The sequence below is a fragment of the Ruegeria atlantica genome (genome assembly GCF_013032005.1).
GTDB lineage: Bacteria > Pseudomonadota > Alphaproteobacteria > Rhodobacterales > Rhodobacteraceae > Ruegeria > Ruegeria atlantica_A.
Window position 1 is genome coordinate 43,775 of sequence record NZ_WQBE01000010.1, and the last position, 14,029, is coordinate 57,803.

Genomic DNA, 14,029 nt, shown 5'->3' on the forward strand with positions numbered 1-14,029 from the left:
CTGTATGGTCAGGCCGAGGGATCCAGTCGAAATAAGGGTCAACTCAGGTGGCAGAAAACTAGAAATATTGGGTGAGCCGTAAGGCCCACCCCATAACCACGTCCAAAGACATGGCTTTCAGATCAGATTTTGAAGTTCATCCAACTGTTGCCGGCTGGCTTCTCTGTCTTTCTGTAGTAACCACCTCGAAAGGATAGCTGGTCAGTCGTCGTTATTATCCACCGACCCGAAGATCGGACATACTCACGCAGGTAGCTAACTCTCAAGACTGCAATCCAGCAATTGAAAGACAACTAGTTTTGGACCACCTGCGCGAACACGTACTGTATTGCATGCCCGAAATCCGAGGGCAAGGGAAAATTGCAATAAAAACAAATATTTAAGTACCCCTGTTTTACACAGATCACTGCTTTTGTGTAAAACAGGGGTACTTAATTCAGCCAGTAAGGATATCCAGGCAAGCGAAGTGTGATCAGGCTTCGATTTTTGACGGAAACTGGTTTAAAGTTGCAAGCTCCCCGGCAACGACCCGCCAGCATTCCGCCTCGATATCGATCTTCGGGGCACCGCGACCGTGCATCCCATGCAACCGGTCCAAGGCCGAGGGGCAGGGCAGGGGGAGCGCGTGGAGTTCGGCCGCCGACACCGCACAGCTCCCGGACAGGCAGCGCAACAGCTGATCCATGACGTCACTGTTCAGAAATCTGTTGAGCACCTCGAGGGGAACATCCGGTGTGCCGCTACCGGGGTAAATCACGTTCAGATGGTTTTCGATGACGACCGATCCATGTCCTTGCAGAAAGGCTGGCGACAACAGGGCGGCATTCAGACGCTTGGCTTGCTCCGGTGACGTTGTGCGCTGAACCAGGATGCATGGATCCGATTGGCGCAGGTGGTCTTCTCCAGTCTCCAGCCTGAACCATCGGAGGTCCTGCTTTCGCTCCGCCGTCCACTCAAACCGGCCGTCCGGGCGTACGGCCTCCGACCAGATAAGGGGGTATGCTGCCGCACCGGGCCTGCCGGACAGCCGCCTTTTGTAGCGGTTCCAGATCATCGGCCCGGTCCTGATTTCGTATCCCCAATCCCTCATCCGGCAGGGCAGTTTCGAAGCGGCCGAAACCAGGGAAACATGTTCGTCCTGGCGCGGCAGGAGCCAGGGGGCGGCGATATCCTCGGGCAGCTGAAAACCCCCGAGGTCGGTCACATCAAGACTTTCGTTCGGTGTCACGTGAACTCGCTCGACACGTGGGCGATCCTCGCTACGTGTTCTGGTGAAGACGGACAGCGCCAGGGCCTGGTTGGCCCCGTCAAATACGCCACTGCGTTGATCGAGAAAGCAGATACTGTGAGGCTGTGCCTCGCTGCGCAGGAGGGTTCTGAGGTTCCTGAAGGACTGTCCCGACACGTAGCTGGTCGGCGTTATGAAACAGATGACGCCGGTATCCGAGGTGTTTGCCACGGCGTGATCCAGGAACAGCCCATACCTGTTTGGATGGCCATAAACGGAGCGCCCGTAGGTTTTCTTTTGTGCCTGGCTGAGCCGGGTTTTTCCAAAGGGGGGATTGCCGATGATCAGATCAAACTTTGTGGCTTCACGCATCTCCAGCGTGTTCCCGCACCGGACCAGTTCCGGCAGGTCATCCGGGCAATGACGGAAACGCGGCAACAGACATGCCTCGACCATGACCTGGGATATCCAGGCACAGAACGGGTCATGGTCGCAGGCCTGGAGTCTGGCTGCCAGATGCCCGGAGAGGACCTGGGGAGAGAGATCTTCCATCGAGCGCAGGGTTTCCGCCAGGGCCGTGACCAGCACAACGCCGCTGCCACAAGACGGTTCCAGCACGCGGGCCTCCGACCAGTCGGTGCCCGCCTTGCCGGACATCTCAACCAACTTTTTGGCCAGCGCTGGTGGCGTGAAAAACAAGCCTTGCCGCGATCTGATGTCCCCTGGCAGAAGAGCCGTGTAGAGCAAGCCGATCTGGTAGGCGGTCATGGGGGCCGAAACTGCTGCCGCGAGGCCCGCATATCGGGTGATGCACTCCTGGAGGGCCGGGTCTTCCAGGAGTGCATGTGTCGAAAATGGAAACCCGGGGTCTCGGAGCCCGGCGCCGCTCAGGCAGTTCTGCGCTTGCCGGCTCCACCATTTCTCGATCACCTGAAACACAACCTCCCGGGCAATGTCTTGGCCTTGCCCTGTCCGAAGCTGACGTGTTGCCGCAATAAACCGGGTGCGGAGCTCCGAAAACTCCGCGCTTTGGGCGTTGTTGTCGTTGCTGGTCAGCTCCTCTGGCGGAACAAGGACACGTTGGGATTCTAATGGGAAATGCTTGAAATGCTGCATGGTGGGAAACTCATTTGTGAATGCGTTTCAGCCTACAGCCGCGGGGTAAATCTCGGGTTTAACGCGAGGGGTAAACCCGAGAGACACCGTTATTCCGCAGCTGGTAAGAAGCTTCGAAGCGGATCCGCAAATGCGCTGTAGCCTATCTTGAAGTCCGTGTGCCCGAATTCATCTCGCAACGCCTCATGCACTTCATTGACCTGGCCCGTCGCCCTGGAATCGCCCAGCCATGCGCCTGCAATCTGAATGTGGCCGGGCACGACAATTTGGCCAAGATACCGGACGGCGCTTTCGATGGTGGGAAAGACGACCTTCTCATCATCCGCTCCAAAACCCAGCCAATCGTCGTAGGGGTAAGGATCGGATTCGCAGCCCCAATATCTGCCAACATTGTGTCCGAGCTCGCTTAGCCTGTTCAGTCTGGCTAAAAGGGCATCATCAAACCACTCGTCAATGCCTTCTGAGAAGAGGTCGTCCACAACAAACAGATCGCCATTGTGCGCTTCGATTTCTTCAAGGATGAGTTCTCGAATACCGGCGGTGCCGAAAGAGCGGATGTCCGGGATCCATAGCCGGCCAGCGCCGATCAGGATGTATGTGTTTTTGTGAGTTTGTTCCATGCGTGATTTCCTTTTGATGGACGGGTGTAGTTTTGCCGGGACGGGATAAGTATTGCTGAATCGGCTGGTGGAGTTTCCCCGTCTGTGACGAGCCCAGCCGCAGCGAGGATATGTGCCGGTGCCAGGCCCGGCTGATCTTCTGGATTGACCCTGCGGGGTCGCCGGGCCCGGTCGATCCGGGGCTGGACTTGTCCCGAGGGATAATGGTTTGGCCTGTACCGCGGCCAATCCCCGACGATGTTGCGATGCTGAGGGTAGGATGTTCTGCGCTTCCTCAGTGTCAGCCTCTTTGTAGGGCCCTGAGGCAGATCCACGGGGGGATACTCTGATACACCATCGTGGCACAGTTCTATTGGGGATGCCGTATCGTCTGTGGGGCAGACTATTGCGGCTATCCTTTCTTTGATTTCCCGGGAGACGGCACCAGCTTTGGACGCAAGCTTGACGCCCTCCTCGACGATCTTTCGATACTTCTGGGCCGTTGTTGCCGACACTCCGGCTGCGGCTGCCAGGACGCGCACGGAGATTTTCTTTCCCTCGGCCAGCAGCGTGTCATAGGAGTCCTTGATTTTCCGGATCACCTTCTGGGCGCGCTTGTCATGGCTGTAAGCGGCACCGACACGTTGCCGATCTTCGAGATCCATCCCGTCGACCAGGAGGCCCGCACAAGCGCCTCGGTCACGCTCACAGTATCCGCTGCCCTCGTATTTCTCCCAGGTCCACCTGGAAATCGACTTCGCGATCTGAGCCAGCTCTTTGGCAGACAGTCCAACGGCATATCCCAGTGCGGCATGCGTTTCCCGCACGATGTCGGAGACGATGCCGTGGAACTGCTCGTGACTCGCGCAGCGAAATTTGGCGGCGTAGCATTTGTGTCGGGCCATCTCAAAGACGTCCAGGTTTCGCTCACCGGTTATGCTGGCCTTTCTGGCCGCACGGCGGGCGCGCTTCCTGTTGCGCCGCGCGATGTTGATCGCCTTTTGCTCACTTTTCTCCAGATCGGATATGCCGAACAGTTCCGCCCAATCGCGCAAGCTGTGACGGTTGTCGGCAAAGTGAAACACATCCCATTCACGGGAGGCGGGGTTCTTGAATGTGACGCCCTGGTTCCGATCAACTGGAATCCCATGGCTTTCCAGCACGTCGTAGAAATGCTCGAGCACCGCGTTCATGAAAAACTTCTGACGGACGTCCCCTTCGTTGACCGCGAATTGGAGCGGGAAGACGAAATGCGCCCGGACCCGCCGTGACTCGTTTTTCTTCGTGGCCCAGCGGAAGCTGGCAAAGGCGGGTTTTGGAATCTCACCCTCACGTATGAGATCAGTGATCTTCAACCAGGCATCATCTTGCCACCGATCATCGATATCGATCACGATGACACGCCGTTTGCGGTGTTCCGCAAAATCGAGGTTCAGGCTGATGTATTTCTGGTGTTCACAGCGCCAGTGCGCTTCGCGGCGAACCGAAACGCGCGAAATGGTGTCCTTGTTGACACCGATATACATGTTCTTTGGGGTGCCAAAGGCTTCGATGGTCTCAATAGCTTTTTGACGGGCGGGTTTGCCCGCAAACCGATGCGGCGCAGGCAAGGCTTGCGCATCACCTGACTGTTCGACATGGAAAGTGCCTGGAGAAAGGATTTCTGTGCTTAGGGCTGCCACGCCTGCCTTGCCATTTCCCGACCAGCCCTGTTGTCAGGGTGCCTGACAATAGTGAGGGGTTGAGCCGGAATTGGCGCAAAAACAGAAGCGTTTTGGTCGCACGTATCTTGTATTTGATTTTGCATTCTACTGCTCGCTCGTTTTTGTTTTCTCCCTGTCCAAAGCGCGGCCGAGCGTCTGAGCAGAGAAGAGTGAGCCCCGCATTCGGAGGCCTCTTTGGATTGGAAGTAGAGAGGTAAAAACCCCACTTCAAGTTTATAAGAGGTGAACGTTTGTGAGTTTTTAACACTGTTTAACAAGTGGTTAACGTTCCTATTGTTCGACCGAGCAGGCTATTGAAGAGGGCGTGGGGCCAACCATATTGGAAAGGCACAGTTGGTGTTTCCCATCACCAATGTCGGGTGCTCATCCGAACTCGCTCGGGATCATGAGCACCAATGCGCGGCCCTTGATACGCCCCGGATCTTTCGATCCGGGGCTTTTTTCACCACTCGTATATGGGCAGTTCCTCGACGTCATAGTGAGGCTCGGCGTCCTGATCGTACATGATGAAGCGCAAATTGTATCTCCATGCGATCTTGAGTGCCGCGCGAAACGCGGGGCAGGGGCATCTTTCGAGTTCCTGTTCGCGCTCGCCCAAGTCGTAATACTCGGAGATATGAAATACGAACCCGTAGTCGCTGCGCAAATAGACCTTGCGGTAAAATTCACCTCGGTTGATCTGTTCCACGGTTTCGAGCGGCAGATGTGCGGTGGAAAGATCCAGCATGAAGTACGCCCGGATCATGTTCATATCAAGAATGGCCATGGCTGATTCCAACTTTGCTGTTGTCCTGTTCAAGGTTGAAGAGCGGAAGGATGGTGTCGGTGCGCGAGCGATATTCGTCGAACAGTGCCGTCTCGGAAATTCTTACCGTGGTATCCGGTAAGCCATCCCGCAGTACCTCGGCTACGGAGTTCACACATCCCCAACGACCATCCTCAGTGGCCCAGGCGCCGGTGACCTCGATCTCATCAGCCATGAGATACTGGCATAGGAACTCCGCAGCTGCTTCCTGGCACGAGAACACGCGGGGCAGGCATTCGCTGCCAAAACTCTCCCATTCGTCAAAAGGGTCTTCGCCGGCGTCGCACCCCCAGAGGCGCATTGCAGACACGGGTTCCAATTTCCCAGCGCGATGCGCAGCAACGAGCGCATTGTTCAGACCGATTTGAATGGCCTCTTCAAAGTCTTCGTTGATCTCATCGGACAAAAATCCGTCGATGATGATTAATTGCCCTTCATGGGCCAGTAATTGATCACGGATTTGGTCCCTGCACCTTCCGGCGGCCATGGGCCCGACATTGAAGTCACCGCTTCCGAACATACTGCCGGGATGAACCAGAACCAGTGTCTTCAGCTGGGGTGTGTTGACCCCGCCTGTTCTTTGCATCGGGTTTTGGATTGTGGGGAGGTCTGGTGATTGAGTCGTCATGATATCTCTTTCAATTTGGCACAGCTGTCCCGTCACCATCCGTTGGGACGATGTGCCTGGTGTGTATTGAGGTTAGGAAGTCAGGCCCTGTCTGACTGAGCCCAAGTTGGGCAACCGATCAGTCGGTGTCTGATTCAGGCGGCAGACAGAGCAGGGGCGTCAGGTTTCAGGCGCGCCGCGCAGTACCGTGATGCCGTCCGTTGCAGTTCGAAGAATGTCGGCATGCGCGGCGGGTCGAATGCGGATCTGCCTGAACTCGGGCTGGTTGACAAAACACCGGTCCCGGGCCGCTTCAACCAGTCGCCAGCCGTCATTGACCCGGCGCAGTTTCACCCGCGTCGTGATACTTGCACTTGCCATTCTCGCATACCGGTTGGAGGCCTGTTTCCCGCCGGGGCGAAATTCAATCTCGGTGCCGGCCCGGTTTTTCTGCTTCACACCTTTTTGGTTGAGAACATCTTCTACTTCTTCTGCGAGCAGTATTATGTCTCCTGCCCCCAGCGTGTAGGTTGCAGCCTTTCCATTGACGCGATCCAGGCATTCAGCCAGTGGCTGAAGGAGTGTGTTTTCCAGATCGGCCTGTTCTGAACGGTATTGTATCAGGTTGATTTCGATGTCCAGGAGCTCTGCCCGAACACCGCCAATCTTGTCTTCAATGGCATCTGGTTGATCCTTGTTGCATTGGTCAGAGGTTTGCCGTTGCTCCCCCAGACGGCTGATCTCTGCCACGGCTTTGGACCTTTTCTGCAACAATTGTTCTATGCTTGCCGTCAAGCCTGCCAGCTGCGCGTCTGTCGCTTTCGTTGTGATTTTTAACTGCCTCATGGGCTGCTCCTTTTCTTGGCACCATCGGGTGGCGCGGGTTGGTTTTGAGGGTACCATTCTTCTCGATGAGCACCGCTCAATGCCCGAATACCCGGGCATGATTCATCGGATCAAGAAAAAAATCGTTCTACAACAATAGGTTGACTAGTGGTTTGTCTGTCTGGGGGTCAAACGTAAATTAGTACCCCTGGAAGCCGTTTGTGAGCCTGTAGAACGGAGCTCGCCTCTGTTTTGATGCAATCGGTCCTCAGGACCCGCAATTATGCTCAATTTGCTTCTATGGCCTTTCAGAGGCCTGTCACTTTTTTTGAGAATTTTGGTTTAACCAGAGAACCGAAGCGTCTAACCCCGACTAAAACACCCTGTGCAGCCCGTATTATCAGGGTTTTAGTCACAAAGACCGAATCGCATCGAAACAACACGTTGCGAGTCAAACGCCGGGATCGCGCAGAGAATCGCAAGAAAGAATCCGATAGCCACTTGGCGTTGACTATGGTTCCGCATCAGATTCTGCGGGAGTGAGGAAACGCTCCGATATAGATAGTAGAGCATTGGTCGGTGTAAAAAACTGCGTTGACCGCTGTCTCAAGCGTTCGCGGTCTCGCCCGCGATCTCATCCGAGATATGCACGAAGGATCGACGCCGAACGGCGGAGACGTGAGCAACGCGGCTCCGGGCGCAGCTAAGAGCCTGGTCAGCGCCAAGGCATCGCCGCTGAGCGCCATGAGTTTGTGCCGGGTTTTGCCAATCGTCATCGTAGTAAGGCCCTGAACCTTCATCCTAACATTTCAATTGAAGTCACTTTTAGCAACAATCGGTTCGTGGCGGTGTTTCTCATAACCAACGAGCGCATTCTTAATGAATCCTTGACATGATCTATCATATGATTATCTTGGTCACATCATATGGAGAGTAGTCATGTTGAAACCAATCCAGTACGCGCCCGATCAAGGCATCGTGCAACCTGTTGCGGAGGCAGACAAGATCGCGGCGATCGTCAAAGCCGTTGTTAGCGCAGCCGACGCCTGGGATTTGTCCAACGCTGAAGCAGCTGCACTCTTCGATGTACCAAGTGCGACCTGGAGCCGAATGAAGTCTGGCACCTACAAGGGCGTTCTCGACCAAGACAAGGTCACACGCGCGAGTCTGTTAATCGGTCTCTTCAAAGGCCTGCGGCTCCTGTTCAACGGTCCTTTGACCTATGGATGGCCAAAAACTGCAAACTCCGGTCCTGGGTTTAATGGAAAGAGTCCAGTTCAGATCATGTGCGCAGGTGGCATCCCGGCAATGATGAAAGTTCGACAACACATAGATGCACTTCGGGGCGGCGTGTGATCAGAGCTTCTGACCTCGAAGAGGTAGAGTTTACAGATCCAACGACAGTTCGTCTGATCTCGACAGCCTATATTGACGAGCCCGCGATGGCTCCCTTGGCGGACGATGAGGACGACCTGGCAATCCTGGAACAGATTGAGGGCTTCACCTCTGCACGCCGCACGGTCACACTTCCCGTGCCCGGCGGTCTCGATCCAGCCGAGCTTCTGACCGAGGCGGCTGGGTACGGATGGACCTATGTGAATGCTGCTTTTTGCTACACCAAGGCGACCGGCAACCGATTTAACGGACCGGAGCGCGGCGCCTGGTACGCAAGCTATGGAGAGAATTCCATTGAAACAGCGCAGACCGAAGTGGCTTGGCACTTGACGCGCGAACTCGAGGCGACGGGCATCTACGAGAACATCACGGCCTACCGTGAACTGCTCGCAGGGTTCACAACGCGACTGCACGATCTCAATGGCGGGGCAGGGGAGGATGCACTGAGTCCCGATACTGCGGTCGCATACCCGGCCGGTCAAACCCTTGCGCAGGACGTGCTTGGTTCAGGCGGAAACGGGTTACTCTATCCCTCCACCCGACACGATGGGGGACAATGCCTGGTCGCTCTGCGACCGCACTTGGTCCAGAATGTTCGTCAAGGCGACACCTGGACGTTCGAATGGGCTGGGGAGCCGATCCCTTCAATTTCAAAAGAATAAGTGAAACACCACGATGATTGTTAGCAAGATTGTTGATCAAAGAAAGTCGGCGCACCATTCGATGCTGTACTTCGGACTTGCTTTCTAACATGACCCCCTTATTGCAGCCCGATCCTGGAGGAAAGGAGCGCGCGCTACACAAAGCAGCTATGCCAGAGAGCCTGCTTGTCCCCATAGCGGCTGAAAGCGTTGGTGCAATAAAGGAACATGTTGGTCAAAAGGTAGAACAGCTCTCGGGAACACGGTTTGAAAACGCGTTGCTCGTCTATGCTGAGTGTGGTCCGGCATCCTCAAACTTGAAAATATGGAAGCATCCGAACGCCGATGTCCTGAACCCGAAGCGCCAGCTGTGGGTAAAGCCGAAATACGGTGGATATCGAAGAGCATACAGGCTGGCTTTTCCTGGTGCTGACATTTCCGGCAAAGTCATTCACCACATCATGAATCGCCGATACGCTGTGCTACACGGGTTTGACTATGTGCGGGTTTTGCCAATTTCGAGATCAAATAATTCAAGCAGTGGCTTTTCAGAGAACTGGGGCGTTGAGTTGACCAGGGACGGTACGCTCAAGAGTCGAAAAGGTGTTGAACGTATCGGTTACGCCGATCTTGTTCATCTCATGTCGATGCTCGACATGCCTATTGGCGGTGGCGTGATGGAGAACGTAAGGGTTGCCACTGAGCTTCTCAAGCCATAGGCGTCCGTATCAAGTCGCTGCAGCCGACGATTGATTCCCCATCAAGAAGTACGTGTCCTTACTGATCGCGCGACCGTGCAGGTGGATGGCGGTCATGCGCCGCTGACGTCCGACAAGAACCGCGGCTGGTGGAAGGGAAGGGGTAGTTCCTTCAGCACCAGTGGATATGCCCATTGCGGAGCCAAAAATGTGAACCACAACCAGACTTTCGCCAAACTGATGGCCGAAGGGTCGGGGCCTCGTATTCTTTTGTCTTCAGCGACCAGTTGGGCTTCACCTCTTTCAACAGCATGAGCTCGAGGTCATCCCCGCAACCGCAGGGGCACCGCATAGCTACTGACCAATCATCGCCGTCGTCGCGACAAAGATAAACGTGACGCGAAGGGATTGGTGCTGGGGGTGTATCTCCTTCGACGACAACAAGCCGTCTCTTGGGACCATGACGTTGCCAAAGGGATCTGAGCCAAAAACCAATTCTCATGCTGCATCCTTTCGGTTGGGCCGCGCCAGGCCCGGTATTCCGAGTAGTGGTTCGACGAGACCCTGCGCTATGCCGTGTACTGAATCGCACGCGAAATCATCTTCCGAAAAGTGCTCAACTTCGCCCGCCGCGTGAGAGAAGAGCGTGCGCGCAAAGCCAGTACTACCGTCGAGCCGATAGAGATACTGACGCTCTATCCATTCCAAGACAGCATCGGAGGCAGCCCGCATGTTCAGTGCCATGACGGAGGGCGCCTCTTCGTGAACCCCCGAGATGTACCCAGCCTCAATCTCCCGTTTGGCTGCTTCAGGCGCATTGGCAAGCAGGTATTCCGCGCGCAATCCCTCCGCCGTCACCACACCTCGATCAGTCAAACTTGGCCCATCGGGGCTCACGAAATCGATGCGCCCGCAAACGTCTGCAATGTGAGGATGGCCATCTGCATCCCTACGTGTCGGGATCGTGACACCCATATCGATCAATGGGATCAGACAGTACCGCGAAATTAGTTCAGCGATGCTCCGGCCGACCATGCTGTCCACACAAGAGAACAGGATATCCGCAGATGATGCTGCGATGACCGCTTTTCGCTCATCAATAGGCGCGTCGATGATGGTGACTCTGGTATTGGGTGCATATCGCGCAATAGCCTCGGCCATCATCTGTGTTTTGGATCGGTTCTCATCGGCATCCGCGATGGTGGAATTGACGATACGGTTGAGGTTCTTGTGTTCGATTGTGTCGAAATCGATCAGAATCAAATGGCCGACACCTTTACGCGCCAACAGTTCGGCGACCAAAGTTCCAGTACCGGACACACCGATCACGCATGCGGTCTGACGAGCAAAGGAATCGGTCATCTGCTTTCCAAAGGGCATGACATGGCATGCACTGGGCGTAGTGAGGTTCGTAATGTTCCTCCCAATGCGCCAGACTTGGTCAATCTTCTGATGCCTGCCAATTTCGTCATACACGCGGGCTTTCATCGCTCCATCTGGCGTCATGATTGCGGACCCATGATAGGGACCATCTGCTTCGATTGCCGCGAATAATCCCGGCATAGTTACGCGGTCGCTCGCATCGTCGACACGAGAAAACTTGAGCCCGCCTCCAGGATGGCTGTGGGTCAATACTATAGCGTCGGCATGTTGTTCGGCCTTGTCGATAGCCTCTTCGATACTTGAACCTGGCCAGCTCACGAAATCTCGCTTGCGGGTAGCGCACACGCCATCAGGCACATTCAAGATATCGGCAACGATCAGTCTTTCGCGTTTTGGACCGGTGTACCTGCAGATCAGGATCGCCGCTGCTTCCAAGCCGTCACCTGGAAACAGCATGCCCCGTAGTTCCTCGTGCTGACGCTCTGTTAAGGTGAGACTTCTCGTCATTCGCCCACCTCCTTCAAAAGCGCAGTTTCAACAACAGCAATGTGCGTCATCACACTGTCGGTCGCAGGATTCCAACGCGTCTGACCGTTCAGATGACGGGACCACTGCTGGAAGGTCTGACCTGCGATGGCTGTCCGCCCCGATGTTTCGCCAATGACACGGCCATTGCCGAGCGTCAGATGGGGAAAGCAATGGAACATGTCTATCTCAGACCGAGGATAGGTTGGCGGCACATCAATTGCGATGTCGACAACCGAGTGATTATAGCCCTCTGGCAGCACGAAGTTGCTCAGCAGAAGCCAACGGCGACCACCATCGACAAAGGTCTCCCAGTGCAAGCTGCGCTCATTCAGATATGCCTCGTCTTTTTCCAACAGTCCGAATTCACGGCGAGGCGCTGTTTGCACCTCGCCATTGTTGATCTGAGCTGGAGTCAGCCGAAGCTTTTCGATCCCCGGAAGGGTCAAATCGATTGTGTCGGTCAGCGCGATCTGGAGTTTCGCTTCACCCCTCCGCTTCAGGATCGCAATCCATCCAGCGCTCGGATCAAAACCGGCCTGTGCCAAGGCATCTTTGACCACAACGACAGGAGATGTCAGCGTCAACAACACACCCTGTACATTGAGCTTCCAGGACGGCTGGCGCGATACAAGGCGTTCAAGACCTTTGCCTGACAGACGGACTGTATCGTCATCAGTAAGTTCCTTGTCAGGTGCATCGATGCGTTCCAGGAAAAGGGTGTCATTGTCAGGAATCCGGGCGATGAGCCGAATGAGAGCGACAGAAATCGTCGATGCTCCCCAGCTGAACCGGTGTCCGTTCACGATGAAGTTCAGGAGACGATCGGTCTTGAATGCAAAGAAGCGCTCAGGGCCCCGCACTCGCAGATCGATGGTGTCGTCCAGTTCTATCACTTCCAGCTTTTCGCGACGAGGGAGGTAGAGCAACACATGCTCATCGGCCGGCGATTGGTCAAAGGCATCCAGAATCTGCCGACCTGACGGTTTAGCATCGCTCAGCGAGCGCTTTTCGTCAAAGCCATCTCCGTCCCACAAACGCAAACGGTAGCTCTTAGCTTCAGGAATTTGCGCGTTTGGCTGGGCGCGCACCCAGTCTTCAATGTCGATCATACTCTGCATGGTAGCAGTCCTTTGTTCTTTGCCGTCAAACGACAAGTTTCACTTGCATCTCAGGGTGCTTGGACTAATACTGCCAACAAGTCCCGATACGGACTTATCTATATCGAGACTTTCTTGAACGCAAGTCCATTTTTGGACTATTGGAGGGAAAATGTATGCCACAGCTTAATCCCGCCGTCGGAAGCGACGCGGGAGCAAAAACGATTCCAGCAATGATGGAAGCCTTTTCGAACCTCGCGGATGATTGGAAGCTATCAACTGAGGAGCAAATTAGACTGCTGGGATCTCCCGGCCGCTCAACGTTCTTCAAGTGGAAGAAAGAAGGAGGAAATCTGCCGAACGACACAATTGAACGAATTTCGCACCTACTTGGAATATATAAGTGCCTGCAAATCCTGCTCCCCGATCCCTTGTCGGCGGACAGTTGGATAAAACGCCCAAACAAGTATTTCGGCGACATAAGTGCTCTAGAACACATGATGGGCGGTAGCGTCGTCGATATCTACAAAGTGAGAGAATACCTAGATGCTCAACGAGGCGGATAAACTACCAATCACGAGGCAAAACGGAAACTACTTCGTTTTGATCCCTTCCCGGTTTCCGCCCGTTGCGCTGTACACCAGGATCTCCTCTGGTCGGCACGAAGAAGTGGCGGAAATTGCTGAGCTATACAATCCGCGCCTTCGAGAGAAGCATCGGGCCATTGGGGCAACGTCTGACGCTCAATTTGAACGATCGCCAAAGTTACAGAATTGGAATCATGCTCCATTCACTTATTCTAATCCTGAGGGAAGTTGGTTTTTTGACCAATTTACGAAATGCCTTGAGCTTTCGGCAGAGAAGCAAACGGCACTTGCTGTGTCTGTGGCAAAGCGCGAGCTATTTCTGAACCGCACTGCCGAGCCTCCAATTGGCGTGGATATGCGAATGGTAAGTAGACCTGTTGAAGGCGATTTTTTGGATGCTCGCGGTATTCAATCAGATATGTCGTTCGAGACTCGAAGAGCATTCGGGAGATCCATTTTGGAGCGCAGGAGCAAAGACAGTTTTGATGGTGTTCTATTCAATTGCCCCGAACGTCCGACAGGTTCGAAAATAGCTATCTTGACGGGTGATGTTCTGGGCCAAGCGGTTCAGTGTGAGCATTTCCGATACAACTGGGATGGTACAAGGATCACAAATCTATACTGCTTCGACAGCAAAGGCAGTGATGAGGACAATAGCATTGATCCAGACGATCTCCGAGGCGAGAGGTTAGTTTTGGCAGCTTGAAGGAACCTAAATAGGACCCCGAACCTTGAGAACTGAGCTTGATCCCATACGGTGAACCTAAACCGACGCTGACTCCGATAGCACTGCAGA

General features: G+C 54.7%; 14 protein-coding genes. 5 read left to right on the plus strand and 9 right to left on the minus strand.

The window, feature by feature from the left end; genetic code table 11:
- Positions 1–472 precede the first annotated feature (472 nt).
- From GOX21_RS16675 to GOX21_RS16700, 6 genes are all read right to left on the minus strand, one after another.
- Positions 473–2,344, minus strand: coding sequence for an HsdM family class I SAM-dependent methyltransferase (locus GOX21_RS16675; RefSeq protein WP_170378686.1), 1,872 nt, complete (start codon positions 2,342–2,344; stop codon positions 473–475).
- 89 nt (positions 2,345–2,433) lie between these two features.
- Entirely contained in the window at positions 2,434–2,964 is a 531-nt protein-coding gene (locus GOX21_RS16680) for a hypothetical protein (protein WP_170378688.1), read from the minus strand.
- On the minus strand, positions 2,931–4,625 hold the full coding sequence (locus GOX21_RS16685; RefSeq protein ID WP_170378690.1) for a hypothetical protein: 1,695 nt from the start codon (positions 4,623–4,625) through the stop codon (positions 2,931–2,933). The genes GOX21_RS16680 and GOX21_RS16685 overlap by 34 nt, the downstream gene beginning before the upstream one ends.
- A gap of 484 nt (positions 4,626–5,109) precedes the next feature.
- The gene (locus GOX21_RS16690) at positions 5,110–5,433 is read right to left on the minus strand and encodes a hypothetical protein (protein WP_170378692.1); all 324 of its coding nucleotides are present in this window, start codon (positions 5,431–5,433) and stop codon (positions 5,110–5,112) included.
- Complete coding sequence (locus GOX21_RS16695) at positions 5,420–6,100, minus strand: hypothetical protein (RefSeq protein ID WP_170378694.1); 681 nt, start codon at positions 6,098–6,100, stop codon at positions 5,420–5,422. The genes GOX21_RS16690 and GOX21_RS16695 overlap by 14 nt, the downstream gene beginning before the upstream one ends.
- A 159-nt stretch (positions 6,101–6,259) precedes the next feature.
- A complete protein-coding gene (locus tag GOX21_RS16700) occupies positions 6,260–6,829 on the minus strand; it encodes a hypothetical protein (RefSeq protein WP_170378696.1) in 570 nt (189 codons plus the stop codon).
- A gap of 1,014 nt (positions 6,830–7,843) precedes the next feature.
- On the opposite strand from GOX21_RS16700, the gene GOX21_RS16705 reads away from it, so the two are divergent.
- The 3 genes from GOX21_RS16705 to GOX21_RS16715 all read left to right on the plus strand — a co-directional run bounded on the left by GOX21_RS16705 (position 7,844) and on the right by GOX21_RS16715 (position 9,659).
- A complete protein-coding gene (locus GOX21_RS16705; protein ID WP_170378698.1) occupies positions 7,844–8,260 on the plus strand; it encodes an antitoxin Xre-like helix-turn-helix domain-containing protein in 417 nt (138 codons plus the stop codon).
- A complete protein-coding gene (locus GOX21_RS16710; RefSeq protein WP_217353048.1) occupies positions 8,257–8,961 on the plus strand; it encodes an RES family NAD+ phosphorylase in 705 nt (234 codons plus the stop codon). Before GOX21_RS16705 ends, GOX21_RS16710 begins: the two co-directional genes overlap by 4 nt.
- An 89-nt stretch (positions 8,962–9,050) precedes the next feature.
- On the plus strand, positions 9,051–9,659 hold the full coding sequence (locus tag GOX21_RS16715) for a hypothetical protein (RefSeq protein WP_170378700.1): 609 nt from the start codon (positions 9,051–9,053) through the stop codon (positions 9,657–9,659).
- 151 nt (positions 9,660–9,810) lie between these two features.
- On the opposite strand, the gene GOX21_RS21755 is transcribed toward GOX21_RS16715, so the two are convergent.
- From GOX21_RS21755 to GOX21_RS16725, 3 genes are read right to left on the minus strand one after another with little or no spacing between them, the layout of a single operon-like run.
- The gene (locus tag GOX21_RS21755) at positions 9,811–10,140 is read right to left on the minus strand and encodes a DUF6527 family protein (protein WP_368040032.1); all 330 of its coding nucleotides are present in this window, start codon (positions 10,138–10,140) and stop codon (positions 9,811–9,813) included.
- Entirely contained in the window at positions 10,137–11,528 is a 1,392-nt protein-coding gene (locus GOX21_RS16720; RefSeq protein WP_170378702.1) for a ThiF family adenylyltransferase, read from the minus strand. Before GOX21_RS16720 ends, GOX21_RS21755 begins: the two co-directional genes overlap by 4 nt.
- Positions 11,525–12,667, minus strand: a complete 1,143-nt coding sequence (locus tag GOX21_RS16725; protein ID WP_170378704.1) for a multiubiquitin domain-containing protein — start codon at positions 12,665–12,667, stop codon at positions 11,525–11,527. Before GOX21_RS16725 ends, GOX21_RS16720 begins: the two co-directional genes overlap by 4 nt.
- 155 nt (positions 12,668–12,822) lie before the next feature.
- Between GOX21_RS16725 and GOX21_RS16730 the strand changes: the two genes are divergently transcribed.
- Entirely contained in the window at positions 12,823–13,212 is a 390-nt protein-coding gene (locus tag GOX21_RS16730; protein WP_209016276.1) for an MbcA/ParS/Xre antitoxin family protein, read from the plus strand.
- Positions 13,193–13,939, plus strand: a complete 747-nt coding sequence (locus tag GOX21_RS16735; RefSeq protein ID WP_170378706.1) for an RES family NAD+ phosphorylase — start codon at positions 13,193–13,195, stop codon at positions 13,937–13,939. Before GOX21_RS16730 ends, GOX21_RS16735 begins: the two co-directional genes overlap by 20 nt.
- The last annotated feature ends 90 nt before the right edge of the window (positions 13,940–14,029 follow it).